Annotated in this window: 25 protein-coding genes; 11 read left to right on the top strand and 14 right to left on the bottom strand. The window is 61.0% G+C overall.

Translation table 11 applies throughout. The features are described 5' to 3' along the window. Nucleotides 1-8: 8 nt before the first annotated feature. Nucleotides 9-1,778 (bottom strand): GMC family oxidoreductase, encoded by a 1,770-nt coding sequence (locus FJ956_RS21750; RefSeq protein WP_140680938.1) that lies wholly within the window; start codon nucleotides 1,776-1,778, stop codon nucleotides 9-11. A gap of 27 nt (nucleotides 1,779-1,805) precedes the next feature. Further along, complete coding sequence (locus tag FJ956_RS21745; RefSeq protein WP_140680982.1) at nucleotides 1,806-2,564, bottom strand: gluconate 2-dehydrogenase subunit 3 family protein; 759 nt, start codon at nucleotides 2,562-2,564, stop codon at nucleotides 1,806-1,808. A gap of 188 nt (nucleotides 2,565-2,752) precedes the next feature. Between FJ956_RS21745 and FJ956_RS21740 the strand changes: the two genes are divergently transcribed. Beyond that, entirely contained in the window at nucleotides 2,753-3,613 is an 861-nt protein-coding gene (locus FJ956_RS21740) for a LysR family transcriptional regulator (protein ID WP_140680936.1), read from the top strand. Nucleotides 3,614-3,616: 3 nt separating this feature from the next. Here the strand turns inward: FJ956_RS21740 and FJ956_RS21735 are convergent, their stop codons facing one another. The 3 genes from FJ956_RS21735 to FJ956_RS21725 all read right to left on the bottom strand — a co-directional run bounded on the left by FJ956_RS21735 (nucleotide 3,617) and on the right by FJ956_RS21725 (nucleotide 5,492). Beyond that, entirely contained in the window at nucleotides 3,617-4,369 is a 753-nt protein-coding gene (locus tag FJ956_RS21735; protein WP_140680934.1) for an ATP-binding protein, read from the bottom strand. Between the two features lie 191 nt (nucleotides 4,370-4,560). Continuing rightward, a complete protein-coding gene (locus FJ956_RS21730; RefSeq protein ID WP_181170296.1) occupies nucleotides 4,561-5,082 on the bottom strand; it encodes a plastocyanin/azurin family copper-binding protein in 522 nt (173 codons plus the stop codon). Then, complete coding sequence (locus FJ956_RS21725; protein WP_140680932.1) at nucleotides 5,079-5,492, bottom strand: DUF5602 domain-containing protein; 414 nt, start codon at nucleotides 5,490-5,492, stop codon at nucleotides 5,079-5,081. Before FJ956_RS21725 ends, FJ956_RS21730 begins: the two co-directional genes overlap by 4 nt. A 599-nt stretch (nucleotides 5,493-6,091) precedes the next feature. Here FJ956_RS21725 and FJ956_RS21720 point away from each other — a divergent pair. The 6 genes from FJ956_RS21720 to FJ956_RS21700 all read left to right on the top strand — a co-directional run bounded on the left by FJ956_RS21720 (nucleotide 6,092) and on the right by FJ956_RS21700 (nucleotide 10,697). Continuing rightward, nucleotides 6,092-6,613 (top strand): PTS sugar transporter subunit IIA, encoded by a 522-nt coding sequence (locus FJ956_RS21720; RefSeq protein WP_140680930.1) that lies wholly within the window; start codon nucleotides 6,092-6,094, stop codon nucleotides 6,611-6,613. 371 nt (nucleotides 6,614-6,984) lie between these two features. Continuing rightward, complete coding sequence (locus tag FJ956_RS21715) at nucleotides 6,985-7,449, top strand: group III truncated hemoglobin (protein ID WP_140680928.1); 465 nt, start codon at nucleotides 6,985-6,987, stop codon at nucleotides 7,447-7,449. Between the two features lie 61 nt (nucleotides 7,450-7,510). Further along, nucleotides 7,511-7,972, top strand: a complete 462-nt coding sequence (locus tag FJ956_RS21710; RefSeq protein ID WP_140680926.1) for an Rrf2 family transcriptional regulator — start codon at nucleotides 7,511-7,513, stop codon at nucleotides 7,970-7,972. 161 nt (nucleotides 7,973-8,133) lie between these two features. Next, the gene (locus FJ956_RS30585; protein WP_181170295.1) at nucleotides 8,134-8,277 is read left to right on the top strand and encodes a hypothetical protein; all 144 of its coding nucleotides are present in this window, start codon (nucleotides 8,134-8,136) and stop codon (nucleotides 8,275-8,277) included. 195 nt (nucleotides 8,278-8,472) lie between these two features. Next, nucleotides 8,473-9,687 (top strand): M24 family metallopeptidase, encoded by a 1,215-nt coding sequence (locus FJ956_RS21705; protein WP_140680978.1) that lies wholly within the window; start codon nucleotides 8,473-8,475, stop codon nucleotides 9,685-9,687. Nucleotides 9,688-9,803: 116 nt separating this feature from the next. Next, a complete protein-coding gene (locus tag FJ956_RS21700; protein ID WP_181170294.1) occupies nucleotides 9,804-10,697 on the top strand; it encodes a LysR family transcriptional regulator in 894 nt (297 codons plus the stop codon). Nucleotides 10,698-10,801: 104 nt separating this feature from the next. Here the strand turns inward: FJ956_RS21700 and FJ956_RS21695 are convergent, their stop codons facing one another. The 9 genes from FJ956_RS21695 to FJ956_RS21655 all read right to left on the bottom strand — a co-directional run bounded on the left by FJ956_RS21695 (nucleotide 10,802) and on the right by FJ956_RS21655 (nucleotide 23,502). Continuing rightward, entirely contained in the window at nucleotides 10,802-11,611 is an 810-nt protein-coding gene (locus tag FJ956_RS21695) for an ABC transporter permease (RefSeq protein ID WP_140680922.1), read from the bottom strand. A gap of 4 nt (nucleotides 11,612-11,615) precedes the next feature. Further along, nucleotides 11,616-12,848, bottom strand: coding sequence for an ABC transporter permease (locus FJ956_RS21690; protein ID WP_140680920.1), 1,233 nt, complete (start codon nucleotides 12,846-12,848; stop codon nucleotides 11,616-11,618). A 3-nt stretch (nucleotides 12,849-12,851) separates the two neighbouring features. Next, entirely contained in the window at nucleotides 12,852-13,973 is a 1,122-nt protein-coding gene (locus FJ956_RS21685; protein ID WP_140680918.1) for an ABC transporter ATP-binding protein, read from the bottom strand. A 24-nt stretch (nucleotides 13,974-13,997) separates the two neighbouring features. Next, a complete protein-coding gene (locus FJ956_RS21680; protein ID WP_246672159.1) occupies nucleotides 13,998-14,993 on the bottom strand; it encodes an ABC transporter substrate-binding protein in 996 nt (331 codons plus the stop codon). 836 nt (nucleotides 14,994-15,829) lie between these two features. Next, nucleotides 15,830-16,825 (bottom strand): GlxA family transcriptional regulator, encoded by a 996-nt coding sequence (locus FJ956_RS21675; protein WP_140680914.1) that lies wholly within the window; start codon nucleotides 16,823-16,825, stop codon nucleotides 15,830-15,832. A gap of 427 nt (nucleotides 16,826-17,252) precedes the next feature. Continuing rightward, nucleotides 17,253-18,557, bottom strand: a complete 1,305-nt coding sequence (locus tag FJ956_RS21670; protein WP_140680912.1) for an MFS transporter — start codon at nucleotides 18,555-18,557, stop codon at nucleotides 17,253-17,255. A 66-nt stretch (nucleotides 18,558-18,623) separates the two neighbouring features. Next, complete coding sequence (locus tag FJ956_RS21665) at nucleotides 18,624-20,426, bottom strand: hydantoinase B/oxoprolinase family protein (RefSeq protein ID WP_181170293.1); 1,803 nt, start codon at nucleotides 20,424-20,426, stop codon at nucleotides 18,624-18,626. Between the two features lie 17 nt (nucleotides 20,427-20,443). Then, a complete protein-coding gene (locus FJ956_RS21660) occupies nucleotides 20,444-22,525 on the bottom strand; it encodes a hydantoinase/oxoprolinase family protein (RefSeq protein WP_140680910.1) in 2,082 nt (693 codons plus the stop codon). Between the two features lie 53 nt (nucleotides 22,526-22,578). Continuing rightward, entirely contained in the window at nucleotides 22,579-23,502 is a 924-nt protein-coding gene (locus FJ956_RS21655; protein ID WP_246672158.1) for an isochorismatase family protein, read from the bottom strand. On the opposite strand from FJ956_RS21655, the gene FJ956_RS21650 reads away from it, so the two are divergent. The 4 genes from FJ956_RS21650 to FJ956_RS21630 all read left to right on the top strand — a co-directional run bounded on the left by FJ956_RS21650 (nucleotide 23,470) and on the right by FJ956_RS21630 (nucleotide 26,668). Continuing rightward, the gene (locus FJ956_RS21650; RefSeq protein ID WP_140680908.1) at nucleotides 23,470-24,369 is read left to right on the top strand and encodes a LysR family transcriptional regulator; all 900 of its coding nucleotides are present in this window, start codon (nucleotides 23,470-23,472) and stop codon (nucleotides 24,367-24,369) included. The genes FJ956_RS21655 and FJ956_RS21650 overlap by 33 nt on opposite strands. 569 nt (nucleotides 24,370-24,938) lie before the next feature. Then, a complete protein-coding gene (gene rnk, locus FJ956_RS21645) occupies nucleotides 24,939-25,451 on the top strand; it encodes a nucleoside diphosphate kinase regulator (protein ID WP_140680906.1) in 513 nt (170 codons plus the stop codon). Between the two features lie 401 nt (nucleotides 25,452-25,852). Beyond that, on the top strand, nucleotides 25,853-26,074 hold the full coding sequence (locus tag FJ956_RS21635) for a hypothetical protein (RefSeq protein ID WP_181170292.1): 222 nt from the start codon (nucleotides 25,853-25,855) through the stop codon (nucleotides 26,072-26,074). A 108-nt stretch (nucleotides 26,075-26,182) separates the two neighbouring features. Continuing rightward, nucleotides 26,183-26,668, top strand: a complete 486-nt coding sequence (locus tag FJ956_RS21630; RefSeq protein WP_181170291.1) for a transcription elongation factor — start codon at nucleotides 26,183-26,185, stop codon at nucleotides 26,666-26,668. The last annotated feature ends 29 nt before the right edge of the window (nucleotides 26,669-26,697 follow it).

The following is a 26,697-nucleotide window of genomic DNA, read 5'->3' as shown; positions in this document are numbered from 1 at the left end:
GACTTGCCTCAGGAGGGAACCAATGGGCCGGGGTTCTTCAAATATTGATTCTTGATCGCGTCCGCCGCCCAGTAGGCAAGAGCGCCCACCGGCCCGGTCGGATTCTTCCCGGCGTTCTGCGGAAATACGCAGGCGCCGGTGACGAATACGTTCGGGACATCCCAGACCTGAAGGTATTTGTTGAGAACGCTGGTGCTCGGGTCGGCACCGAACACCGCCCCGCCCGTGTTGTGCGTACTCTGGTAGGGCACAATCGAATAGGGCACGGGCGGGATGCTCCGGTCGACCTTGGTCGCTCCCATCTCCTTGGCGATTGTCACGCAGATGTCGGCCTGACCGTTCATCTGCTTTACCTCGTTGTCCTGGAAGTCGAATGTCATCCTCATCAGCGGACGGCCAAAGACGTCGGTGTAGGTCGGATCGAGGCTGAGGTAGTTCTGCCTATAGGCCATCACCGCGCCTTGATTGCCAACGTTGGCCGCATTGTCATAGTTGTCGACCACCGCCTTCTTCCATTCCGAGCCCCAACGCGGCGTGCCGTGCGGCGTCGGATGCGACTGGATGGGGCGAGCGCCAGAGTTGCTGCAACTGATGCCGCCGCCGCCGATGTAGCCGGCTTTGACGAAATCGTAGTTGTCGCCGTTGAAATCATCCATGCAGGTGCCGAGCGCGCCGGCGCCCATGAAACGATTCAGAACGGTCCTCTTGTCGAAGAAGGCAGTGGCACCGCCGCCGCACTGATAGGCATAGTTCCGGCCGACCACGCCCTTCCCGGTTGCCGGGTCGTAGGGCGCGCCAATTCCCGACTGAAGCAGCAGATTGACGTTGTGAAGCGCAAAGGCCGACAGGATGATCAGGTCGGCGGGCTGTTCGAATTCGCGCCCGCGAGCGTCGAGATATGTGACGCCGACCGCCTTCTTGCGGGTCGAATCGAGATTGACCTTCAGCACGATCGAATTGGTGCGCAGTTCGAAATTCGGGTTCTTGAGCGCCAGCGGGATGACTGTGAAATGCGGGCTGGCCTTGGCATTGGCCTCGCAGCCGAAGCGTTCGCAGAAGCCGCAATAGTGGCATTGGCCAAAGGCTACCCCATCGGGATTGACGTAATCCCTCGACGCGTTTGACGACGGGTTGGGGAAAGGGTGATAGCCGAGATTGCGCGCCGCCTTCTCGAACATCACCATGCTCTGCGCGGCGATCATTGGCGGATTGGGGTATTCTTCCTTTCGCGATCCTTCGAAGATGTTGCCGCCATCGATCTTCCGGCCGTTGATATTGCCGGCCTTGCCGGAGGTGCCACAGGTTTTTTCGAACTTGTCGTAATAGGGCTCGAGATCATCATAGGTGATCGGCCAGTCCTGAAGGTGCATGTCCGAAGGGATGATCTTTTCGCCGTACTTGTCGACGGTCCGGGTACGCGGTTGGTGATCCCATTCGAGCCAGCGCCAGGTCACGCCGTTCCAGTGCACGCCGGCGCCGCCGACGCCCAGGCCGGGCAGGAAGGAGCCGAGTTGACGCATAGGCAGCGCCGTTTGCGATTCACCATTGCGGAATGTGATGGTTTCCCTCCGCACGTTCTGCATGAGGTCGTAGCGGGCTGCGTAGCGCAATTCGTCATGGATTTCCGGATCGATGAAGTCCGGATTGGTGTCGCGCGGGCCTCCCCGCTCTAGGGCAACGATCTTGAGCTTGGTGGACGCAAGCTCCTTGGCGATGATGCCGCCTGTCCACCCAAGGCCGACAATCAGCACATCGACCGGGTTCAGTTTGGTGGCCATGTCAAAGTCTCCTTTTTCTTCCGCCGATCAAATGAGGTCCTGGATGCCCTTCGGTTCAGCCTTGTAGGGCTTGTTCCGGAACGGCTCGATCTTGTCCGCGTACATGGCATCCGCGCCGGGGAAGCCGATCATCTTCCAGGCAGCCGCGTCCCCGTTCCCGCCGTACATCGGGTCTGCGAAATAGCCCTCGATCGTGAGCTGCAGAAGGAGGCTGAAGAAGGTTGCGACCGGCACCGTTGGAAGGTCGGTCTTCTTGGCCTCAAGGTCCGCCATAACGGCGGCACGGTCCTTTGCCGAAAGGGCCGCGAAACTGTTCTTGTGGCTTTTCTGTACGACGGCATTGACGTCGGCGATTCCCGCCCGGATCAGCTCCGAGGGCGTCATCGGCAATTGGTATCCCTGCTCGGGCGTACCCTCGCCAAAGGGCCCTTCCAGATAAAGCCGGTCGCCCTTGCCGTATCCGCTGGCCATCTGCCGGTCGATGTATGTCGCCACGCCAAGCTCCTTGGCTCCGGGACCGGTGGCATCCTTTGGAATGAGCGTATCGACCGCCGCTTCGACGAAGGCGGATTCGTCGACATTGAAGAATTCGTAGCCGCCGCCTCGAGTATGAGGTTCGGCGGCGTGATGGTGCTTCGTGTCCGTGGCGGCGGCTGCCACGATCTCGTCCGCCGATGCGGATCCGCCAAACGGCAGGGTGCCCGCTGCCGCGCCAGCCGCGCCGAACAGTTTTAGAAAGTCACGACGTCCGACGTCGCCTTGGCCATTCTTCTCTCTCTTCGACATGATCGCTCCTGTGACACTGTGGGCAAACGAGGGGTGAGGATGGAGAGGCCTATGCCTGCTCCATCCCGGCGCTGCGCCGCGTTCAGCGCTCAATCCGGTGAGTATTTGGACAGCCTAATATTCGCACCTGCTATGTGACAAACGAAATTCATTGACATTTAAGCGCAATTTTTATGCTATTAGCGGTCATGGATATTGAACTCGCCCGCACCTTTATCGAGATCGTTTCGACAGGGAGCTTCATTCGGGCTTCGGAGCGCTTGAACGTTGCCCAGACGACCGTCAGCGCACGGATCCGCAACCTGGAGCAACAATTGGGCCGACCACTGTTCGTTCGGCATAAAGGCGGAGCTTCGCTCACTCCCGCGGGCGAGCAATTTCTGCGTCACGCGCCGATGTTCGTCCAACTATGGCAACGCACCCTTCACCAGGTTGCAGTGCCTCCGGGACGCCGGGCCGTGCTGACGGTCGGCAGCGAAGTCAGCCTTGCACAACCTCTTCTGCTCGACTGGGTCCACTGGATGCGCCAATCGCTGCAGGATATCGCGCTGCGAGTGCACGTCGACGTGCCACAGGATCTCATCAACCAGGTCGCCTCGGGGCTGGTCGACTTGGCTATCATGTACGCGCCCCCGCACAGACCGGGTTTGAAAATCGATCTGCTTTTGGAAGAAAAACTCGTCCTCGTGACTACCAATTCCGATGCGCGTGTGGTGGATGAATCATATGTCTATATGGATTGGGGGCCTGACTTCGGGCTTCACCACGGGGTGAATTTCCCGAGTGCCGCGCCGGATCTTTCTTTCGACCTCGGTCCGCTCGCATTGAACTATGTTCTGGCCGCTGGCGGCGCAGGATATTTCAGAATGAGCTCAGTGCAGCCTCACCTGGCGGCCGGACGACTTCATCTTGTGCCTGAAATGCCGCAGTTCTCCTATCCGGTCTATGCGGTGCAATCCGCCAATGCGGACGAGAGCGTAGTAGGCCCAGCCCTGGCAGGATTGCACTTCGTTGCACGCGATGAGACGAGACAGCACGAGCCTTTGTAAGGCTTACGTTTCCGCTTGGATTGACGGGAACAGGAGGTCGACCGTAGTTCCGACCCCCTCCTCGCTTGCGATGCGGATCCGGCCACCCACCATCTCCAGCCATGCCTGCACCTGCGATAGTCCTATGCCGGTGCCCTTTTCGCCCTTCGTCGTAAAGAAGGGATCGAAAACCTTCTGCAACACCTCCGGAGCCATGCCGCAGCCGCGGTCCTCGACCCGAACGTACGCGTAGGTTCCTGGCCCGGGCGGATCAGGAGAGGCGGTCGCCTGCACCAATCGTCCAGTGGCAACCCGGACTTCGCCGCCATTTGAGACGGCGTCGCGCGCGTTGATGACGAGATTAAGCACCGCTGCATCGAAAAACGCGGGGTCGACCATGCAGAGCGGGACATCGGGACCGAGTTCAAGCTTGACCTTGACATCGGACCCGGCGCCATACCTGAGGAAAGGCTCGAAAGACCTGAGGAACTCATTCAGGTCCCCCGCATGAGCATCGAGTTCCTGGTGCTTCGCGAAGGCGAGCAGTTGAGACGTAAGCTCGATCCCTCGATCGATTCCTTGCCGCGCCGACGCGATGTAGGCCCGCACCCTTTCTGGTTCCTCGGCTCGCTTTTCGGCAAGCCGCAGGCCGGATTCGATGACTGCCAGGAGGTTTCTGAAGTCATGAGCAATGCCGCCCGTCATCTCGCCCAAGGCAGCAAGCCGGTTCGTCGCACGCTCACGCTGTTGGGCTGCGGTCGGCACATCGAGAGGCATGTCCAGCGCATGAGCGCCGTCGTCCCGCCTCGCCTGGGATCGTGATTGAGGTCCGCATGGAAAAATACTGGCTGTCATAAAGATCACCCCCAAATTGATCGACGCTGACGATGGCGGGGAATCTGGCGCTCCCGTCCCATCGTCGTATTCAATTCTCCTTGTTGCTGGCGGTCGTGTGTCTGGTGCATGGCCTAGGCGGGCGGGACGATCAATTTCGCCATGATTTCCTCGACTGTCGGAAACGCCTTGAGGGCCTCCTCCGGGAGGTCGCCATTGGCTCCGTCAAGTTGGGTCCAGCCGTTTGTCACGGGTTCGCCGACGATGATGCGGCCGACCATTCCGGCATGCTCGTGCGGAATGCAGAAATAGTCATAGACACCCTGTTCGGTGAAGGCCACCGAAAAGGTCTCGTTAGGCAGGAGGTAGTCCGAGGCCCATGGTCTTGCGGCCTTGGGCATGCGCAGCGGCCGCCCGAAATTCTTCGGGCTGTACGCCGTGGTCGTGTGCGAGTTGCCAGGATTGAGGTTTGTCCAGCGGACCGTCTGACCTGGCTTGATCAGAACGCCGATAGGGTCGAACCAGACGTGCGAGCCATCGACGCGACCCTTCATCGCGATGTCGACGATGTCGCCGGCCCACACGGCTAAAGACGAAAGCGCCAGGGCGGCGAAACCGCCGCCCGCGCCAAGTATCTCACGGCGCGTGAGTGTCATTTGGCGACCCGCGCCTCGTCGGTGGCCGAGACATGCCACAGCACCACGTGGACGTGCGGTTCTGGAACGCCAGGGTGCCCGGCATTGTAGTAAACGTCGACATGGTCGACGTTGCCGCCCGGCGCCGCGAGGTTGTCAAAACGCTTGTCCGGATTGAGTTCCTTGATCGGAAGCATGTAGATGCTGCTGACAAGCTTGCCGTCGTGGTCATAGGCAAGGAACGGACCGGCCGGCAACGTCGCCGGATCGACGAAGAGTTGACCCATGCCCGGGAGGAAGTCGGGCAATTTCACAAGTTTGCTGACCTGTTCGTAAGGAGCAGGCGGCGGCGATTTGGCGACGTCACTAGCCGCCATGGCGCAAAACGAACTGGCCATTGTCACGGCAACTGCGAGGGCAAGCTTTTTCATCACGGTACTCCTTGCTTGGGTAGAAGCCGTGCGACAGCCGAAATCTGGAAGGCCTAAAATCCGATCCTATCGCGCTGACACGGCCCGTTCGGTCTCGCCCAAGCAAGGAGGAGACGGCCATCTTCGTCAAACGAAATTAAATGGCGTTTCAGTGCATTATTTTTGCGTTTGTCTGGTGCCCCTTGTTCGCATCCAAGAATTCTCTTCAGTCACGCGTCGGCGAAGATCGCAGAATGCGCATCGGCAAGGGCCGAGGATCACTCGCGATATCTCGCGAACCGAGGCGGCACGTGTCAAATGGGTCGAAGGAATTATACCCGCGACACCGAATAACTCTGAAGCGACCCGTCACTACTGGCGTCGCTTGATTCCAAAAAGACCTTCACTACATTTTTGACGTTATGCATATTTTCATGAAAAATCTCCGACGATATCCACGGCGCCTTAAAGCAGGCCTCTAGCCCGGACGCGAAAGACGTTGGCTTCGTGTCCGGGAGAGCCAGGATTCCAATTCAGTTCAAAGTGAACGTTGCCCTGCGTTGGCGATGTGACTCAACCGTCGCTCGTGACTGCGCTTGGATCAATTAGAGGCGACCGTGATGATCCCCTATTTGTCGGAACAAGACATCGCGCTAGACCTCGCGACAAAGGGAAAGCATTCCGCATTGACGAAAATAGCCGTCAGGATGGCGCGGAGAGCCGGACTTGACGAACAGATGGTTCTCGACAGCCTTTGGCGCAGCGAGGGTTTCGGCTCGACAGGTATCGGCCGCGGCGTTGCGACCCCACACGCCTTGTTCGACGCGATCTCTTCTCCCATGGCATCTTTCACTCGGCTGCATCCGCCTGTCGATTTCGGCGGGCCGGACGACGATCCCGTCGATATCGTCTATACGGTGCTGTGGCCTCGCTCCGCCGTCTCCGCCTTCCTTCCCGCTCTTTCACAGGTTTGCCGGATACTTCGGACACCTCGCATCAGAGAAGAACTGCGGCTGGCGCATTCTGGTGCTGAGGTGATGGCGATACTTAATGCTGGTCCAAGTCTGGGCATTGCCATTGGTCCGCGCCCTTGCCAAGCCGAGCCTGGCGCTGTCGTGCCGACGCAACTAAACGATGCTTAGGCGCCATTGATTGCCGATGAACGGGATCTTGCGGCCCTGGCTTCGGCTCGATCTGATCTGTCCAACGCTCTTCACGGCAATGCGCCGTGAGCAATACCAAACCAGCCACACGCCTACTGATTGCGTCGGTAGTGCATTGCATTCTCGACAGCCTTCATAAAACATATATTGACAATCTGTGTTTTAGTTGGAATGTTGAGCCGACCCGCCAGGATTGGCGTTGGAACGCAAACTCATGAACCCTCGTCGCAGGACGGGGCCGCAGGCCCGGTTCAGGGTCGGCAGATCGACGTCCCCAGGTACCCTCGCACGCGGCAACCTGGCGACGGCGTCAAGAATGGGCTTGCCCTTGAGGAGACGGTTGCGCGCAAATGAGCGGAAACAGTCGAAGCAACAGAACGATCATCGTCGATGGCGCCGCGCTGTCGGAAGTACTCGACGAAACCATGATCCGTAGCGTGGTTCACGGCTTTTATGATGAAATTCGCCGCGATGAGCTTCTCGGCCCCATCTTCCACCAAAGGATAGCGCATGCCGAGTGGCCGGCTCATCTGGCCAAAATGTGTGACTTCTGGTCCGCGACATTGCTGCGGACGGCTCGGTACGGAGGACGGCCCTTACCGCCACATCTGACGATCGAAGGCCTTGGCGAGGCGCATTTCCGGCGTTGGCTGAAGTTGTTTCGCGCCACCGTGCGCCGCATCTGTCCGCCGGACGTTGCGGCGCTGTTCATGAATCGAGCCCTGCGTATTGCCCACAGTTTTCGCCTGGCGGTCGCCTTCAACCGAGGCGAGACAACGACTGACATCGAACCGATTGTCGAGAAAGAGCTGTGACGCGGAAAAGGCAGGTGAGTGATCCCCACAGGGGCATGCCAGTCCAAGGGAGGCACCATCCGTGAGGCTGACCAACTTCTCCGATTTTGCCTTGAGGATGCTGATGTTTGCCGCCTCGGCTGGCGATCGCCTGATTACGATCGAGGAAACCGCCCGCACCTTTAAGGTGTCGAAGACCCACCTCAACAAGGTCGCCAATACCCTGACGCGCGGCGGCTACCTGAAGGCGGTACGCGGCCGCTCCGGGGGGCTCACACTGGGGCTCCCGCCCGAGAAGATCCGGGTCGGCGACGTCATACGGCTGACTGAGCCGGATTTCGCTGTTGTGGAGTGCTTTGCCACCGGAAACCAATGTGTGCTCACCAGTTCCTGCAAGCTTTCAGGCATGTTCGGCGAAGCCATAGCATCCTTTCAGAGCGTCCTCGATCGTTACACGTTGGCCGATGTTGCACTGATGCCTCAAGATTTCCTTGGAGGGTCCTCGCGACGGCGCGCTTCGGGTATGGCACGGGTCGGTAGATGAGGTCGATGTGCTCAGAACGATATGCTTCGTCGCGGAGGACCGAGAGCGGCACAATCTCATCGCTGGATCGATCGGGAAGCGGCCAACAGCCGCAGGAGGCTGCTATGCAGGCTTGGCCCTTCACAAGACGCACGCCGATTTCTCTCTTGAGGAGATGAGCCATGACTGAGCCAAAGAAGAACGGTACGCCGATGGAAAAGCAGTTTGAATCTGGTATCGACCCGGACAACAGTCTGTTGCCGATGCTGATCGGTGGCCTCGTCCTCATCGTCATCGGCGCGATCATCGTCATGATGTTCGTGTAGCAGGCAGTTGGAGCGTTTCGTGAACCTGCGACCTGACACCTCCCCTCTCTTTTCGCAGTAGCGATTAGCAACTGTAATTGGCTGATATCGACTTCTAATTTCCCGTGCCTTAGCCGCCTCCGTATTGTCCGAAGCGACGCATTGATCATCCCTTTTCGCGGTACGGAGGACATAATGAACATCTATGCCAAGGGCATGCCCAACGAACTGTTGCGGCTGCAGAACATGCACAATGGCCATAAGGTTGTCCCGACCTTCAGTGCCGCCGAAATGACACGCCGTCAGGACGGCCTGCGCAAGATCCTGGCTGAACTGAGACTCGACGGCGCCATCCTCACCTCCTACCACAACATCTGCTATTTCTCAGATTTCCTGTATTGCTACTTTGGTCGCCGCTATGCCTTCGTGGTGACGGACAAGAAAGCGGTTTCCATTTCCGCCGGCATCGATGCGGGCCAGCCTTGGCGCCGCACCTTCGGCGACAACGTCACCTATACCGACTGGCAGCGCGACAATTACTTCCATGCTCTCCAGCAACAGTTGCCGAGTGCCAAGCGCCTTGGCATCGAGTTCGACGATGTCAATCTCGACCTGCGCAATTTGCTGCAGGATGCCTTCCCGGGAGTTGAATTCGTCGATATCGGCGCACCGTCAATGTGGTTGCGCACCATCAAATCGGCGGAGGAGATCGCGCTGATCAAGGAAGGGGCCCGCACGGCCGACATCGGCGGCGAGGCTATCCGCAACGCCATCCGCGAGGGGGTTCCCGAATACGAGGTGGCGCTGGCGGGCACACAGACCATGGTTCGTCACATCGCCAAGACTTTCCCCCACGCAGAGTTGATGGACACCTGGGTGTGGTTTCAGTCTGGCGTGAACACGGACGGCGCCCACAATCCGGTGACGTCGCGCAAGGTGGAGAACGGCGATATTCTTTCGCTGAACTGTTTTCCGATGATCTCTGGCTATTACACCGCGCTGGAACGCACGCTGTTCCTCGATCATGCCAGCGACGAGCACCTGCGCATCTGGGAAATCAACTGCAAGGTGCACCGGCGCGGGCTGGAACTGCTGCGGCCGGGCGCGCGCTGCGGCGACGTGGCGACGGAGTTGAACGACATCTACCGCAGCCATGACCTGCTCGGCTACCGCTCGTTCGGCTACGGGCATTCCTTCGGCGTGCTGTCGCACTATTACGGTCGCGAGGCCGGGGTTGAGCTGCGCGAGGACATCAACACCGTGCTCCAGCCCGGCATGGTGGTCTCGATGGAGCCGATGGTGACCTTGCCCGAAGGCATGCCCGGTGCCGGCGGCTACCGTGAGCACGATATCTTGGTCATCGCCGAGGACGGTGCCGAGAATATCACGAAATTCCCGTTCGGTCCCGAGCACAACATCGTCAGGGCCTGAGGCCTGTTCAAAAATCCAGCGGGCCTTGGCGCAAGCCGAGGCCCGCTTGCTTTTGCCGGGAAACAGGTGATCTTATGAGCGCAACATGCGCTCATTGTCGCGCCAGGGGGCCATCGATGCGCAGCATTCCTACCGATCTGCTTCGAGCCTTCATCACCATCATCGACCTGCGCGGCTACACGCGGGCCGGAGAGCAGCTTGGCCGCACGCAGCCTGCGATCAGCCTGCAGATGAAGAAGCTGCAAGACCTTCTCGGTGTCTCGCTGTTCGCAAAGGAAGGCGGCACGCAACTGACCGAGCAGGGTGAATTGGTGGCCGGCTATGCCCGCCAGATCCTGGCGCTCAACGACGAGATGATGCTCAAGCTCTCCAGCCGCGAAAGCACTGGAAAGCTCAGGCTCGGCATTCCCAATGACTACGCCGACCATTTCCTGCCCAGGCTGATGGCAAGCTTCGCGCGAGACGGCGCCGATATCACCTTCGATGTGGTCTGCGATATTTCGCACAACCTTCTGGAGGGCATGCGCAAGGGGCAGTACGACATTGTCGTGGCGATGACGCCGGACGGCCCATCCGAGGGCGCCTTTATGACCTGGAAGGAGCAGCTCGCCTGGGTCGGTGCCGCCGGGAGTGGCGACACGCTCACGGGCAGCCAAGAAAAAGTTCCGCTGCGCATCGTGTGCTATCCGGAAGGCTGCCTCTACCGGCGCAACATGCTGACGGCGTTGCAGAGGGATGGACGCAGTTTCGAAATCGTCTACACAAGCCCCAGCCTGTCGGGCCTGCAGGCGGCTGTAGGGGCTGGTTTCGGCATGACCGTCCTCGCGCACCGCATCGTGCCGTCCGCGCTGCGCGTCGTCGAACCGGGGGCGCATCTGCCTCGGCTGGCCGATGTCGTGGTGGGCATTTATGTCAGCGCCGACCGCAAGCGCTCGGCCGTGGCGCGGAGCTTCGCGGCGCGGTTCGCCGATATGTTCGTCGCGGGCGATCCCGGCGCGCTCGCCAGTTAGCGAAGACTCCAAAGCGCAACCTGGCTCCGGCGACAAACGGCGATGCAAGAGTCGCCCCGCCGTAACCCGATCGCGCCAGCGGTCAGCACAAGGGCAAACGGCGATTACCGGGCGCGACGGCGCGTGAGCATCGCCAGGGCGAAAAACAGGATGATTGACAGCGCCAGAAGCAGCGTCGCGGCCGCCATGATGGTCGGATTGATCTGGTCGCGTATGCCAGAGAACATCTGCACTGGCAGCGTGCGCTGCTCGGCCGCGGTCATGAACAGCGCCACGACCACTTCGTCGAAAGAGGTCGCGAAGGCGAAGATCGCTCCCGATACGACCCCCGGCATGATGTTCGGCAATGTTACGCGGAAGAAGGCCGCGGTGGGCGGCGCGCCGAGGCTCAGCGCGGCCCGCGTCAGGTTGGTGTCGTATGTCGACAGCATCGCCGTCACGGTGATGACCACAAAGGGCGTGGCCAGCGCTGTGTGGGCCAGCACCAGGCCGGTTCGCGTGTTGGTCAGGCCGAACTGGCCGAAGAAAAGGTAGCTGCCTACGGCAACGATGACGATCGGCACGATCATCGGCGAGATCAGCAGCGCCATGACGAGCCGCCGCGCCGGAAAATCGGGGCGTGAAATGCCTAGCGCCGCCAAGGTGCCGAGCGTCGTTGCCAGTATTGTCGTCGCAACCGCCGCCACCGCGCTGTTGAAGATGGCCGTCATCCAGCGCGCGTTGCCGAAGAAGTCCTCGTACCAGCGCAGCGAATATTCCCGCACGGGCAAGGTGAAGAACGGGTCCTTGGAAAATGACAGCGGCACGATGATGAACAGCGGAGCGATCAGGAACAGGAGGACCGCGACCGCCAGCATGACAACAAGAGTTCGCAACAGGCGTTCGGAAGGGGTTGCGTAGGAAGGCAGCCACATGGCGTCACCCAAGCTTGATCTTGTCGGCGCCGACAAGGCGCAGGAACAACAGGTAGATGGCGAGCGTCACGACCAGCAGGACCACACCGAGGCTGGCGGCCAGGCCCCAGTTGAGGTCACGGTTGATGTAGACGGAGATAAAGTTCGACACCATCTGGTCGCGCGGGCCGCCGACGAGCGCCGGGGTGATGTAGTAGCCGAGCGACAGGATGAAGGTCATCAAGCAGCCGGCCACAACGCCGGGCAGCGTCTGCGGCGCATAGACCCGCCAGAACGCCGAAGACGGTCCGGCGCCGAGCGAGCGGGCAGCGCGCAGCTGTGTGGCAGGGATGGCTCGCATGACGCTGTAGATCGGCAGGATCGTGAAGGGCAATTGTATATGCGTCATCGCCGTCACGGTGCCGAACCGGGTGAAGATGAGCTGAAGCTTTTCGCTGGTCAGGTGCAGGCCGAGCAATATGTCGTTGATGATGCCGTCCGATTGCAGCAGCACCACCCATGCGGTGGTCCGCACCAGCAGCGACGTCCACAGCGGCAGGAGCACCATCAGCATCATGATGCCGGCGATTGCCTTGGGCGCGATGGTCAGCACATAGGCGACCGGATAGCCCAGAAGCAGCGTGAACAGCGTCACCAGGCCGGCCACGAACAGCGTGCGGCCCAGGACATCGAGGAAGATCGCCTGGTCGCCATGGACACGCTCAATGGAGCCGTCCGGGGCCTGCCTCAGATCGAGGGCGGTCAAGAGATAATATGGAGTAAAGGAAGCGCCGTCGCGCCTGATGACCGCCCACGTCTCCGGCGAGGCCCATTCCTGTCCAAGCTGGACGAACTTCTCTTTGTAGGGTCCGCCATCCGATTTCTCAACCATCCTGGCGGCCGCCAGGACGCGGCTTCGCATGCCGGAGATCTCGTAGTTCAGCCTCTTGCCCAGCAGGGCTGCGGTGCTGTTGTCCTTGGCGACTTTCAGATCCTCTGCCAACGCGGCATAGACGCGCTCGTCCGGCGCGGATTTGCCGTCCCAGTCCTGCAGCGCCACCAGCGTGCGCGGCAGCACCTCGCGCGTTTCCGGATTGGCAACCGCGGTGACAAGGAGGTAGAGGATGGGGGCGACGAAGGCCACCGCGAGGAAAGCGAGCAGCGGCAGCGCGAGCGAGAACGCCGATCGCCGGGCAGGCCTCGCCGCCCGACGCACGGCCATGAAGATGTTGATGCGGTCGATGTCCACGGCAGTCATCTCTCAGGCCTCCAGCAGGCGGCAGTCCCGCACGTTGCATTCGAGCGTCACGGCATCGCCCGGCGCGAACGGTCCGACGCGGCGCGCCGGGATACGCGCGGTTACGAGCTGGCCGCCGAGCGCCTCCAGCGACAGGCGCATGTGATCGCCAAGGAAAAAGACGTCGCGGACTGTGCCCGTCATCCGGTTGACGTCGGTGCCGGCGCCGCTGCCGGCAAGGGCGATGCTTTCCGGACGTACGGACAGGCTGAATTCGGCCCCAGTTCCGGAGGTTGAGGAGCTGCCGGCCTTGAACGTTGAGCCATCGGCCATGCGCACGATGCCGAGGTCTCCCTCGCGACCCATCAGCGTGCAGGACAAAGTGTTGTTCTCGCCGATGAAGGATGCGACGAAACGGTTGGCCGGCTCATTGTAAAGTGTCTCGGGATCGGCCAGTTGCTGGATGCGGCCGTCATGAAAAACCGCGATGCGGTCCGACATCGTCAGCGCTTCGGACTGGTCATGCGTGACATAGACCATGGTGATGCCGAGCGAGGTCTGCAACTGCTTGATCTCGATCTGCATGCGTTCGCGCAGCTGCTTGTCGAGCGCACCCAACGGCTCGTCCATCAACACCAGTGAAGGCTCGAACACTAGCGCCCGTGCCAATGCGACGCGCTGTTGCTGGCCGCCCGAAAGCTGCGAAGGACGGCGGTCCCCCAGCGTATCGAGGCTGACGCGACCGAGCGCCTCGCGGACTTTCGCCGCCGCGGCGGGTCCGCTGATGCCGCGGTAGCGCAATGGAAAGGCGACGTTCTCCGCCACGGTCATATGCGGGAACAGGGCGTAGTTCTGGAACACGAAGCCGATGTTGCGCTTCTCGGGCGGCAGTCGCTCGACCGGCCTGCCGTCAAGAAGGATGCGGCCGAGCGTCGGTCGTTCGAAGCCGCCTAGCATCATCAGCGTGGTGGTCTTGCCGGAGCCCGAAGGTCCCAGCATGGTCAGGAACTCGCCGCGCCTAACGTCAAGGTTGAGGTCCTTCACGACGAAGTTGACGCCGTCATAGGACTTCTTCACGTCCTCAAAACGAACGAGGGCATCGATTGGCTTGTCCGCCGCAAACGACCTTCGCTGGGAAAAGTTCATCGATGCTCTCCTCTATGCCCTCGTCTATTTTGCGAGCCAGGTCGTGAAGCGCTTGCGGATCTCGTCGCCATTGTCGGCCCAGAAAGCATTGTCCAGCGTCAGCGACACCGTCAGATTCTGCGGGCTGGTGGGGAGGTTTTTGGCATCCTCTGGAGCCACGAACTGGGCGGATGATTTCCGCACCGGACCATAGGGGATATACTTGATGATGCCGGCCAGCACCTTCGGCTCCACGGCGTATTTGATGAAGGCGAGCGAACCCGCTGGGTTCTTGGCGCCCTTTGGGATGACCCAGTAATTTGAATCGAGGATCTGGTTGTCCCATACGATGCGGAAGTCCTTGCTTTCCTTGTTGGCGTTGTAGATGCGGCCGTTCCAGGCGGTGGTCATGACCACTTCGCCCGATGCAAGCAGTTGCGGCGCCTGCGCGCCAGCCTCCCACCAGACGATGCTGTCCTTGATCGTGTCGAGCTTGGCGAAGGCGCGGTCGACGCCCGCTGGCGTGGACAGTGTCTCATAGACCTTGTCGGCGGGCACTCCGTCGGCAAGGAGGGCGAATTCCAGGTTGGTTGCCGGATTCTTCCATAGGCCGCGCTTGCCAGGGAATTTCTTGGTGTCGAAGAGGTCCTTTATGGTCTTAGGGCCGTCTGGCAGCTTGGCGCCGTCATAGGCCAGCGTGGTCGCGTATACGATGGTGCCGACGCCGCATTCGGACGTGGTGCCCGCGATCCAGTCTTCCTTCGGGCCGATGGCCGACCAGTCGATCTTTTCGAAGATGCCCTCGTCGCAGCCCTGCAACAGCGTCGGAGCATCGACGTCGACGACGTCCACCGTGGTGTTGCCGGACTCGATCATCGCCTTGATCTTGGCGATCTCGCCGCCATACTCCTGCTCGTCGATCTTGATGCCCATGCTCGACGCGTACGTCTCGAACACAGCCTTGCGCTGCGCTTCCTGGTACGCGCCGCCGAAACTCATCACGGAAAGCTTATCTAGCGCCAGCGCTGACGTTGCGAACATCGGCAGGCTCGCCACCAACGACAGAGCAAGCATGCTACCCCTAAAGCGATTTCCCATTTCCGCCACTCCCATTCTTGTTGGCAAAGGAGGCCTTGGCTTCGCTTTTCTTATGAACCTCGGCCATTCCGGAACGGTAATTTGCGGTTGGGCTGGCAGCAAATAAGTACATCGCATGGTTTCATGAGGAACCGTTATCGACCCTTCCGAAGAACTCAGGGGCTGACGAAACGCGCAGCCCTGGCCTTGATGTGCCTCAAGTCTACCTTGCTGCAGTCCAAATGCCGCGCCTCCTGCAGATTGCGATCGAGACAATCCGGGCGCGAAGCTCCGCACCATGGGACTTTTCAGCGCCGAGCAATCTCACGCTCGTGCTATATCAAATCACGATCGTCAGGCAGCGGCCCAAGCATTCCGCCCGAGCTCGATTCGCTCGATGGCGTTACGTCTTCCTTCAAGGTGGAGCAGCCAGCAATCCTGCTGCGCGTTACCAATCCGACGTAGAAAGACGAGGCAACGGGTTAGGAGGCGAAACGCTTCAGGAGCCAGCAGACTTTTATTCCTTTAGGCCGCTGACGCGTGCCTAATGCGGTCTTTAGTCCGCATGGCATGTCGCGGCAGCGCGTGTTCCTTTCCGCTGATGTCCGCAGACGTTTTAGCTCTCCGCCTTTTCGAACATCGTGATCATCGTCTAGAAACAGAGGCCAGAGCGGCTCCATCGTTCACCTTCAACGAATGCCGCGCAGTGCCCCTGTCCTGGCCATCTAGGCCGTCAAGACGCGGTAGTTCCCAAAGCGCGCTTGAAATATGACCTATCGGCTGAGAGAAGGAGATTACCATCAATTGGGCGCGATGCATTGACAAGTCGTTGCGGGGCCCGGCGGTGTCCCGGTCCTTCGAAAATTCGACGGCGGAATTCCTACATGCTGACGGTACACCCGGCTAAAGTGTCCTGCATTCTGAAAGCCGCACCTGTACGCGACTTCGCCTATCTGAAGGTCAGTGTTGGCTAAAAGGGTCCCAGCGTACCGCAAACGCAATGCGAGATGTGCCGCCGCGGGGCTTGTCTGAATCTCCTCGGAAAACAACCGTTCCAGTTGCCGCCTGGAAATGCCGAGCTTCTTCGCTATGTCGGACACGGAGGTCCTTTCCTGGATACTGCTTTCCATCATAAGCAGGGCGCGCCTTATATGGCGGCTGACAGCTGTCGGGAATAGCTCCCCGTTGGGTTGCACATCGCGGTCAGTGCGTATTCGGTCCAGGACTAGGATCCTTGCCGCCTTTTCGGCGGCTCTGTCATCTGCGAGCTTGGACACGAAGTGGCTGGCCAAATCCGCTGCACCAGCTCCGCCTGCGCAGGTGGCCCGATCTCTGTCGACCAGGAAAAGCGTGTCGGCGCTGGCCCGAACGTGAGGGAACTGTTCTCGGAATTCCTTGACGTGAAACCAGCTTACGCACGCGCGATAGCTATCGAGCAGCCCATACTCAGCAAGCACAAAACTGCCCGTGCAGAGTGCGGTTAGCGGGATACCGCGTCGAGCAGCGAGCCGCAGAAAGGCTTCCTTTTCGGCGCTAAGATGCTGGCCCCCGGTGAGAAGGCCTCCGACGACCACGATATTGTCATAGTCCTCAGGAGCCGCAATCTGCCTGGTTGGCAACACCTCTACACCGGAGCTTGATCGAATTGGCAGGCCCTTCTCTCCGATGATCTGCCAGTCAAACCTCCCGCGCCTGCTTCGATCGCCATCATCACCAGCCAGGCGAAGCGTGTCGATGAACATCGACAGTGGAGAAAGCGTGAAATTTCGGACGAGGACAAATCCAAACTTTTTCATTTCTGCGTCCGTTCCCAGTCAATCCCGTTCCTGACGGACATCAAGGAGGGCGTTTACAACGACTATCCTAGCAGGCGGACGATGACCGAAGGTCGGCGTGGCAATGAGATTGAGTTATCGCCAGCCACTCTTGTATTCGGTTGGCCACACTTCTCAGTTGAGACCCGCCACAGCCAAATCCAGAATAGCCGCTCTATTTTTTGTTTAACAATTGATACCGCTTATATTTGCATTTCGATCTGAAATGCCGCGGTTGGCTGAAAGGAAAGTTCCGTAGCAGCTAAGGAACCAGAACAGGTGGTCAGAGATTCGCCTAGGGAAGCAAAGGTTCCGAATGCCTACAGGGTAGGCCTCGCGACGAGCGGCGCTGTCGGCCGGGAGGGGGATTCCCCTCCCGGGTGCTCACTCACGGCGCATCGGTTGCGCATCAAGCCAGTGACCCTGCCGCGCCGCCAAGTTTCGCTTCGGAGACATCGTCCGGAATGACCTTCGGGGCAGCGCAGATCAGCAGTCCGGACACGAAGCAAGGCACGGCTCCGAAATAGAGCGCGGCGAGCTGCCATGTCGACCCGGCGTTTAGAAGGTAGGTTGCACCAAGCCCGGCCAGAATTGCGCCGATCGGTCCCATTGCGGCGACGAGCGCGCCACCGGTGGCCCTGATGGTCGTCGGGAAGCTCTCGCCGATGAAAAACAGCAGCGCCGCGTAAGGACCGATAAGGAAAAACAGACCAAGGCTGTAGAGCGCCATGACCGGACCGAGGCTATGAGGGGCGTAAAGCATGCCGGTGAACAATATGCCGGCTATGGTCCAACCCAAAGCGATCGCATTGCGCCGGCCGATGCGGTCGCCGAGAAAGCCGAAGGCGAGATAGCCTAGATAGCCGACGAGATTGGACAGGATCAGGACGATCAACGAGTTCTCGAACGAGACATGATGAACGTCGGTGATCACGGTCGTCCCAAGCACGCTAAATACCTGGATGGCAAACCAATTGAGCAGGAACGCGGCTCCAAGGACCAGCGTCTTCCGCCGCGTCGAGCCCTGCAGCGTCGCGCGCAAACCGTGTTGATCCCGATCTTGAGCTGCGGGCTGGCTGCGTTCCAGCTGGTGTGCCAAGAACTGCGGGGTTTCCTTCAGCCTGCGTGCGAAGAGCACGATCACGAGCGAGGGAAGCGCCGCAAAAATGAAGCAACCTTGCCAGCCGATAAATGGCAGCAGGATTGCCGTCAGCGCGGCGGCCAAAAGCGCGCCGATCGGCCAACCTCCCTGCACGAGGCTGTAGAGGAAGCCTCGGCGCCGCGCCACGCTGGGAGGCGCGGAGGCATAAAGCTCGCTGAGATAGGTAGCGTTCACTGTCTGCTCGGCGTAGCCAAAGCCGCCGAGCGAGCGGATCAGCACCAGCACCAGGCTGCCGAAACCGCCGCCGATGGCCGTGAGGGCCGAGCAGACGGCTGCCCCGGAGACAGTCAGAATTATTCCGTTTCGCCGCCCCATACGGTCGACCGCCGGTCCAACCAGCAAGGCAATGACCGCCGTGCCGACGGCAATCCACGTCGCGAGCTCCGCCTGAAAGGCAGTGCTCCAGCCCTCGTGCCTGCCAATCTCCGGGAGCAGCGTCCCGAACAGGATGAAGTCGTAAACCGCGAAAACCCAGGCGAAAAGGGTTACCCAGGTCGCGTAGCGTACGTCCTTCGCGCCCTTGCCAGCGCTATTTGCGGTAGTCTCGAACATGCTCTCCTCCCATTGTTGTCGTGGATCAGGGCGTGTTCCAGACGCCCAAGAGTCAATTCGCGGGTGCTATGAGGCTTTTGCGAGCGCTGCCCGTAGCGCGGCGGTCGCCTCGATATCGACCGTTTCCTGCTCGACATCGACCGCGACGCCGTAGACATCGCGCGCATGCTCCGCCGAATAGAAGCCGTCGAGCACGTCCTCGAGCACCTTCTGGGCAGGCCGCTTCAGCGGCGAGCCGTACCCGCCCCCATTGGGGCTGAAATAGGCCATGGTGTCGTTGGCCTTTACGGCGAGTCCGGAGAATTTGGAATGCATCTCGCGGGCCTCGCCTGCGGCCAAGGCGTTGTAGATCAGGCACTTGCCAACCGCGCCGTCGGTGCCGCCAAAGATGCCCCATGGCGCATCCTTGTGACGTTCCGATTCATGGGTGATGAAGCCATCGGTCAGTACGCGTTGCGCCTTGACCACGCCGAGCCCTCCCCTGAACTCCCCGGCGCCGGGAGGCACGTCGTCGCGCAATTCGTAGCGATCGCAGATCATCGGAATATGCATCGCCAGGTCCTCGAGCGGATTGTTGCGCGTGTTGGCCATCAGGTTATCGATGCTGTCGGGGCCGTCCGAGCGCGGGCGACCGCCATAGGCTCCCTCGTTCACTTCGAGAAACACCCAGTAGTCGCCGCTCGGACGCACACCCGAATAGGCGGCGAACGAGATCGACGCCGAGCTGCCTGCGATCACGGTATCCGGCATGACGGGCGCCAGCGCGCGGATGATCAGGTCGATCATGCGATTGCACTGGGTGAAGCGCGCCTCCGCGGATGCCGGCGGTTTCGGGTTGAAAATTGAGCCAAGCGGCGCGATCACGTTGATCGGCCTGAACGAACCTTCGTTGGAGGGCACGCGCACGTCGGACGTGTAGGCGTCGAGCAGAAGCTTGCGGAAAGCCGCATAGGCGGCAACCTTGGTCGAACCCTCGAACGGCACATTGTAGGCGGTCGGTGTCTGGTCGGCAGAGCCCGTGAGATCGACGTCGAGTTCGTCGCCCCTGACACGGACGGTGACCTTGACCTTCAAGCGCTGGTCGCGATTGCGCCCGTCGTCGTCGAGCCAGCCCTCGGCCGTATATTCGCCGTCGGGAATTTCGCGGATGCGCTGTCGCATCATGCGCTCGGCATAGTCCATCAGCTGGTTGGCCGCCCGGAAGACCGTGTCTTCCCCGAACTTCTCGATTAGTTCGACGAAGCGCTTGGCGCCAAGCCTGGCCGAAGCGACCTGGGCCTCGATGTCGCTCACCAGTTGCTGGGCCGCGCGGCTGTTGTTGCGGATGAAGGTCCACATCGCATTGTTGGGCTGGCCCTTGCGGTAAAGCTTGGTGCCTGCAAACAGCATGCCCTCGGCAAAGACATCCGGAACGTCGATGATGAGGCCGGGCGTCGCCGCTCCGATGTCCACATGGTGGGCGGTATTGCCGGCAAAACCGATCAGGCGGCCATGCCAGAACACGGGCACCACGATCGCGAGGTCGGGGGTGTGACTGGAGCCGTGGTAGGGATGATTGTGGACGACCACGTCGCCATCGTACCACTCGCCGTCCTCCAGCGTTGCCTGGATACCGCGCAGGTAACCGGGGATCGAACCGATGTGCATCGGCGTCGATTCCGACTCGCACAGCGTGTTGAACTCGACGTCGAACAGGCCAGCGCCGAGATCCTCGGATTCACGGATGATCGAGGAAAAGGACATGCGGTAGAGCACATGCGCCATTTCCTCGGCGATGGTTTCGAATGAACCGCGGATGACCTGCAGCGTGATGGGATCGATTTCGGCCGGCATCTCCTTGAGCGCCACGGCCTGAGCCATACTGATCATGATTTCCTCCCTTTGTTTCAAGCCACGCCGGCGCGATGGACACGCGTGTTGCCGTATTCGAGCGTCTCGGCGACGTAGCCGGGCGGCACCAGGGTCGTTGAATCGTGCTGGACGAGGATCGCCGGTCCGGTCACCTTGTCGCCCGCGTAAAGCTTCGTGCGATCGTAGCGAGGTGTCTCCAGCGTGCGGCCGTCGTCGAAGGTCGTCGCCCGGACGAACATCAGTGCCCGATCGATGCTGGAGCCGTCTGTGGGCCTGACTTTCGGTATAGCGATACGTTTCACGGCGGCGCGGCCGATGGCACGCAAGGTGATCAGCTCCACCTCCTGCTCGCGATAGCTGTAGCCGTAGTCGAGCTGATGCTGGTCGTGGAAGCTGGTGACGATTACCGCCTTGTTGGCTTGCGTGACTGGTTCCTCCGGCATCTTTGCGCGCAGTTCGAAGCCCTGGCCGTGATAGCGGCATTCCGCGACGATCTCGATCTTCTGTTGGTCGCGCGCAATGCCGTCTGCGTCGAGGTCCGCCACGACCCGCTCGCGCAACGAGGCAGCGGCGCGGTTGACACGCTCGAGCTGCGCATCGCCGGCCGCGTTGAGCTCGACGATAATGGCCTCGGTCTGCTCGTATTGGAGGTCGGTCTTCAACAGGCCAACGGCTGCCGTTATGCCCGGCGCCACAGGAACGATCACGTCTCGCGCCGAGATCGCCTCCGCCAGCGCCGCGCCGTGCAGCGGTCCCGCGCCGCCAAAAGGTAGGATCGAGAACTGGCGTGGGTCGATGCCGCGCGCCACCGAATTGGAGCGGATGGCGAGCGCCATGTTGTTGTTGATGATCTTGATGATGCCGAGCGCCGCGTCCGTCACCGACAGACCGAGCGGCTTCGCGATCCTTTCCTCGATCGCCCTCCTTGAAAGCGCCGGATCGAGCTTCAGGTCGCCACCCAGCACCAGGTCGGGGTCGAGGCGGCCAAGCACGATCTGCGCGTCGGTCACCGTAGGCTCCGTGCCGCCGCGGCCGTAGCAGGCTGGGCCCGGCTCGGAACCCGCCGAGCGCGGCCCCACGTTGAAGGCACCCGCCTCGTCGATGTAGGCGACCGAACCGCCGCCGGCGCCGATCGTGACGAGATCGATCATCGGCGTTAGCACGGGATGACCGGACACGTAGGTGTCGCGCGGGTTCATGATCTTGACCCGCCCGTCCGGGATGGTGCTGATGTCGGCCGAGGTGCCGCCGATATCGACGGTGATGATGTTTCTCACCCCCGCCATCTCGCCTTCCGAGGCGCCGCCGATGACGCCGCCGGCCGGACCGGACATCAGGATGCGCACCGGGCGCGTCGCGCAGGCCTGGACGGTGGAGACGCCGCCGTTCGATTGCATGATGCGCAGCTTGGACGACACTCCGGCCTCGCGCAGCTTCGATTCCAGATCGCGCAGGTAGAACGCGGTTTTCGGGCCGACATACGAGTTCATCGCCGCGGTCGAGAAGCGCTCGTATTCCCTCATGACGTTGGCGACCTCGCTCGACAGCGTCACATAGGCATCCGGCATCTCTTCCAGCACGATGTCCCTGGCACGGCGCTCGTGGGCATCGTTCAGGAACGAGAACATGAAGCCGATCACGACCGAGTTGATGCCGCGCTTCTTGAAGAGCCTGGTCGCCTCGCGCACCTCGTTCTCGTCAAGCGCCGTCTCGACATCGCCGCGCGGCGGGAGGATGCGCTCGGAGATGGCGATGCGGTTGCGGCGCTTCACCAGAGGCTGGCTCTGCCATGGCACCATGAAGTGAAGCGAGAAATTGTACGGGCGCTTGTGCCGCCCGATATGCAGGATGTCACGGAAGCCGCGCGTCGTGAGCATCCCTGTTTCCGAGCCGTTGTGCTCGATCGTGATGTTGGTCGCGGTGGTCGTTCCATGGACGATAACATCCACTTCGGACGGCTCGATCCCGGCCAGGCCGCAAATGCCCCTGACGCCTTCGACCACGCCGATGGACTGGTTTTTCAAGGTCGTCGGAACCTTGTGATAGAACACTCCTCCGGCGCATTCGAGCACCAGGTCCGTATTTGTTCCGCCGACGTCAACGCCAATGCGCGCCATGTTCACTTCCTCCCGATGGACGAAGGCGCGTCCCGAGGGACGCGCCAGCCAAGTCATTCAGCCGCAATCCGCGCGGCGTTGACCGTGTTGAGATACTCGACGCATTCGTCCACGCTGTGGACGTCGGCGAACTTCGCGTCGATGTCGTAGAGGTTCCACGCAACCGCGCCCGGAACGCGATCACCGATGCACTCACGCACCGCGATGGTACGGAAGCCGTCTGCCAGTCCATCGCAGATCGTGGTGCGCACGCATGCCGTCGCGGTGACACCGGTCACCAGGATCGTGTCGACGCCAGCCGCCCGAAGCAGGCCGGCCAAGCCGGTGCCATGGAAAGAGCTCGCCCGCTTCTTGAGTAGCGTGTATTCGCCTTCGATCGGCGCAATGCGGGAGTCGATCGCCCACAGTTCCTTGTCTTTCAGGTTGACGACATCGATCGGGATCTTGCAGTGCCAGAGGCCCATGTCGGTGAAACCGGCATTGCGATCGGTGATCTCATAGGCCGTCGTGACGTGAATGACCGGGTGGCCGTGGGCACGGCAGGCCTTCAGCAGCCTCTGCATGCCCGGGATGATCTCATTGTCCATTGCATCCTGGTCGCAGGTGAAAGGGTTGCCGGGTCGCGTCCATGCGTTGGCGAGATCGACACTAACCAGCGCGGGCCGCTTGCCGAAGCCTACGCGGCGCTGAAAACCGCGTTCCTGATAGATTTTGGTCGATGCCGCGAACGCCTGCTGCAGCATGCGATCGAGTTCCTTGTTGTCCACGTCGCTCATGACGGTTCCTCTGTCTGTGCCGGCATTGCGGCATTGTTGCTTCCGATGACCGAGGAACATTCCCGTCCGCCGGTATCCGCCGAAAGATTGCCGCGTCTCCATCTTGAGCTGAAATGGTCTTTGGCCAATTATTCTTGCGCCAAACGCATCAATCGGGCAGGGATGGTCATGGACACCGAAGCGGGCCTGGAGCTCACCCATTCCTTCCTCGTCGTGGCGGAGGAGCTGAACTTCCGCCGCAGCGCCGAGCGTCTTAACGTCGATCAGTCGGCGCTCACTCGACGTATTCAAAAGCTGGAGCACATATTGGGGTTCGCGCTGTTTGAACGCACGACGCGCGAAGTGACCCTGACGCCGGCTGGACGCTCCTTCTACGAGCAGAATGCCGCGCTTCTGCAGAGCTATTCCAATTCGGTGAAGGCGGCCCGGCTAATCGCCGAAGGCAAGACTGGCAGCCTGCGGGTAGCGTACATGGCCTTTGCCGCAACAGAGTTGATGCCCTTCGCCGTGTCACGCTACCGGCAGCTTTATCCGCATATCGACGTCAACCTCCGCTACATCCGGACCCAAGGCCAGAAGCTTGCACTCGCGCATGACGAAGTCGACGTCGGCTACATGATCGGCCCGTTCGACCACGCCGATTTCCATACCCTCCTTCTCTCTGCCGACCCGCTCTACGTGGTCACTCCGAGGAACCACCGGTTTACACGGCTGCACGAAGTGCGGCCGACAGACCTTGCCGAAGAAGACATCATTCTCGGCGACATGATCGAGTGGGAGGCCTATCGCTGGCGCCTCGACGACATGTTTTCTGCCGAAGGCACGCGGCTCAACATCAAGCTGGAGGCTTCCAACACGCTGGCGCTGCTCGGCCTTGTCGCCGCGGGGCTCGGCATCACGATTTATCCAGAAAGCCTGATCAACTTCCTCGGACGCAACGTCGAGATCCGGCCGATCCTCCATCAGGATTTCCGCATTCAAACGGTGCTGGTGTGGAAGCGCGCCAACCGTGCCAAGGCGGTCCGGAACTTTATCGAGGTGGCGAAGCATTTGCCCGCGCGTGGTTGATCGCGGCCAGCGCTCAGAAGGGCCGACATCACTGACACAGTGAGACCGACAATCGGAGCATGGCCATGCACACCATCTTTCGGCTTCAGAAAAAAGAACCGCTCCGAATGTCGGAAATGCTGCCGCAGACGGTTGTCACGGTTCTTTGAAGTGTTGGGGTCATGCGCATGCTGTTCGTGGAGCAAACGTATGGTTCTTGCTTGCGTATGTCGACTTAAATCTTGTCGAGCCGCCCCCGATCGCAGCAAATTCACCGCTGACACGCAGCAACTCGGTTGCTCGATGCTGCTGCCTACCCTGTCGATCCTTGACTTTCCGCGCCAGACATCCCATGTGTGGTGCATGTCGACCAAGCGCTTCGCCATTTTCCTTACGCGGTTGTGTCCAATCGCGGACCACTGACCCCCGGCCCGGTCGTGTCGCGCTCCGGGTGAGGGGGTCGAGCCTGCAGTCCCACAAGTGGGATCGACGCGGGCAGTCAGGGCGACAGAAATCCATCATATCCAATAATCGACCGTAGCGGCGCCACAATACGCCTGCGGTCCAAGCATCAGAAAGGAAGTCCACGAATGGCTTCCGATACGAAAAAACTTCGCAAACCGACGATCACCATGACACGCACCGACCATGAGAGGCTGTTGCGGCTGGCCGACACTCACGCGACGCGAAATCCTGCGGCCGCAGATGAACTTCTGGCGGAACTCGATCGCGCGCGTGTCGTGGCAGACGGACGGATCGCGGTCGACGTCGTCCGCATGGGCTCAACCGTTCGCTTTGTCAGCGACCTTGGAGAAGACAGGCGCGTGACGCTGGTCTTCCCAGGCGAGGCGGATATCGCCGAAGGCAAGGTTTCGATCCTTACGCCGATCGGCGCTGCGCTGATCGGCCTTTCGGCTGGGCAGTCGATCAACTGGACCGCGCGCGACGGCCGCGTCCATCGCTTGACGGCGGAAAGCGTCGAGGCCCCGATGCCGGCTTCGACACCGTCAACGGCCTGTCGAGTTGCGGGCCGGGTCATGACGGAGGTCCGGCCGCCCTGTCGCCTCTCGCTCTTCGGAGGTTGCCTCCTCGCAGGATCGTAGCCCCTGCGCCGCTGTATAGCGGCCAGGGATCTCCCTTCCGTTTCAACGCAACCGCTCCCGAGCGGAGCGATGGAGAGCTGCGATGTTTACCGATACCTGCATACTGACGACCAAAGACTTCACCATTCTTGAGGTCTTGCGCGACCGCTGCCTCAGCATGGAGGATCCTCTGGCGGAGATCCTGAAGAGGAAAATCGAGACCGCCGTAGTAGTCTTCCGCGAGGATGTTCCCGTGAACGTCGCTACGATGAGCAGCCGCATCACCTTCAGCGTCGATGGACGGGATCCGGACACCCGCATCCTGTCCCATGAGCGCACGACGCCGGCGGTCGGAATCTTCCTGCCCGTCACGACGGCGCGGGGGGTTAGCGCTGCTGGGACTCGTCGAGGGACAGGATTTCGTGCTGACGGGCAACGAAGGGCGCGACGAAAGGGTCGTGTTGGAGAAGGTCCAGTACCAACCTGAGGCCGCACGCCGAGAAGACGAAGCGCTGGTCGGCCTGTCCGATCATGCACGACGGAAGCCGTCGCTGAAGCTGATCCGCTGCGCGTTCGATGGCCAGCCGCAGCTGGTTTCCGCGGTATCCGAGGGTCTCGACGATCCGGACCCCTCCGCCGCGTGAGGCTGAAGGCTTTGGATCGTCCTCTCTTCGCACGAGTCACGATCTCCGGTGCCGTCTAGTCTAACCAGAAGGCACCGGGGATCCGTCATTATCCATCTGGAGGCAAGCATGATGAGCAAGCTGTCCCTTCCCCATCGCCGCATATCTGCGGGCGACCATATGCGCCTGCAAGCGCTCGCCCGTTCGCTCGCGGAACAGTCGCATCCGCTGGCGGCGGTCTTTGCAGGCGAGCTCGACCTTGCTGAACTGCGCGATCCGGACGACATGCGGCAAGACACGGTGTCACTCGACCGCTTCGTTACCTACCGGATCATGGGCTCGGAGGGATCTGAGCGGCGCCTTCTGATCCATCCGGAAGACCAGATGTGGCCCCCCGCGGAGGTATCCGTGGCGACGCCTTTGGGAATCACGCTGCTCGGGCTGTCGGCCGGCGACCGCATGCCCGTCGTCGGCACGGGCCTGCCGGAACCGCCGTGGGTCGAAGTCTTGGCCATCGGCTCGGCGGCATCCGGGGGCCTCGCCCGGCGACCGACCTTCTTCCCCGCCAGTCCATCGCGAGCACCAGGCCTGTCATTGGCGGACAATCAACGATAGCGTAGAACCGTAGCATACCGCACGATCGT

It is taken from the genome of Mesorhizobium sp. B2-4-3, assembly GCF_006442815.1.
Classification (GTDB): Bacteria; Pseudomonadota; Alphaproteobacteria; order Rhizobiales; family Rhizobiaceae; genus Mesorhizobium.
The sequence above is the reverse complement of the archived record's forward strand: the minus strand, read 5'-3'. Positions and strand labels throughout refer to the sequence as shown.

Excerpts from the sequence above, each read along its gene's own strand:
- FJ956_RS21750 (WP_140680938.1), bottom strand. The coding sequence starts at position 1,778 with ATGGCCACCAAACTGAACCCGGTCGATGTGCTGATTGTCGGCCTTGGG.
- FJ956_RS21745 (WP_140680982.1), bottom strand. The coding sequence starts at position 2,564 with ATGTCGAAGAGAGAGAAGAATGGCCAAGGCGACGTCGGACGTCGTGAC.
- FJ956_RS21740 (WP_140680936.1), top strand. The coding sequence starts at position 2,753 with ATGGATATTGAACTCGCCCGCACCTTTATCGAGATCGTTTCGACAGGG.
- FJ956_RS21735 (WP_140680934.1), bottom strand. The coding sequence starts at position 4,369 with ATGCCTCTCGATGTGCCGACCGCAGCCCAACAGCGTGAGCGTGCGACG.
- FJ956_RS21730 (WP_181170296.1), bottom strand. The coding sequence starts at position 5,082 with ATGACACTCACGCGCCGTGAGATACTTGGCGCGGGCGGCGGTTTCGCC.
- FJ956_RS21725 (WP_140680932.1), bottom strand. The coding sequence starts at position 5,492 with ATGAAAAAGCTTGCCCTCGCAGTTGCCGTGACAATGGCCAGTTCGTTT.
- FJ956_RS21720 (WP_140680930.1), top strand. The coding sequence starts at position 6,092 with ATGATCCCCTATTTGTCGGAACAAGACATCGCGCTAGACCTCGCGACA.
- FJ956_RS21715 (WP_140680928.1), top strand. The coding sequence starts at position 6,985 with ATGAGCGGAAACAGTCGAAGCAACAGAACGATCATCGTCGATGGCGCC.
- FJ956_RS30585 (WP_181170295.1), top strand. The coding sequence starts at position 8,134 with ATGACTGAGCCAAAGAAGAACGGTACGCCGATGGAAAAGCAGTTTGAA.
- FJ956_RS21705 (WP_140680978.1), top strand. The coding sequence starts at position 8,473 with ATGCCCAACGAACTGTTGCGGCTGCAGAACATGCACAATGGCCATAAG.
- FJ956_RS21700 (WP_181170294.1), top strand. The coding sequence starts at position 9,804 with ATGCGCAGCATTCCTACCGATCTGCTTCGAGCCTTCATCACCATCATC.
- FJ956_RS21695 (WP_140680922.1), bottom strand. The coding sequence starts at position 11,611 with ATGTGGCTGCCTTCCTACGCAACCCCTTCCGAACGCCTGTTGCGAACT.
- FJ956_RS21690 (WP_140680920.1), bottom strand. The coding sequence starts at position 12,848 with ATGACTGCCGTGGACATCGACCGCATCAACATCTTCATGGCCGTGCGT.
- FJ956_RS21685 (WP_140680918.1), bottom strand. The coding sequence starts at position 13,973 with ATGAACTTTTCCCAGCGAAGGTCGTTTGCGGCGGACAAGCCAATCGAT.
- FJ956_RS21680 (WP_246672159.1), bottom strand. The coding sequence starts at position 14,993 with ATGTTCGCAACGTCAGCGCTGGCGCTAGATAAGCTTTCCGTGATGAGT.
- FJ956_RS21675 (WP_140680914.1), bottom strand. The coding sequence starts at position 16,825 with ATGAAAAAGTTTGGATTTGTCCTCGTCCGAAATTTCACGCTTTCTCCA.
- FJ956_RS21670 (WP_140680912.1), bottom strand. The coding sequence starts at position 18,557 with ATGTTCGAGACTACCGCAAATAGCGCTGGCAAGGGCGCGAAGGACGTA.
- FJ956_RS21665 (WP_181170293.1), bottom strand. The coding sequence starts at position 20,426 with ATGATCAGTATGGCTCAGGCCGTGGCGCTCAAGGAGATGCCGGCCGAA.
- FJ956_RS21660 (WP_140680910.1), bottom strand. The coding sequence starts at position 22,525 with ATGGCGCGCATTGGCGTTGACGTCGGCGGAACAAATACGGACCTGGTG.
- FJ956_RS21650 (WP_140680908.1), top strand. The coding sequence starts at position 23,470 with ATGGACACCGAAGCGGGCCTGGAGCTCACCCATTCCTTCCTCGTCGTG.
- FJ956_RS21655 (WP_246672158.1), bottom strand. The coding sequence starts at position 23,502 with ATGGGTGAGCTCCAGGCCCGCTTCGGTGTCCATGACCATCCCTGCCCG.
- rnk (WP_140680906.1), top strand. The coding sequence starts at position 24,939 with ATGGCTTCCGATACGAAAAAACTTCGCAAACCGACGATCACCATGACA.
- FJ956_RS21630 (WP_181170291.1), top strand. The coding sequence starts at position 26,183 with ATGATGAGCAAGCTGTCCCTTCCCCATCGCCGCATATCTGCGGGCGAC.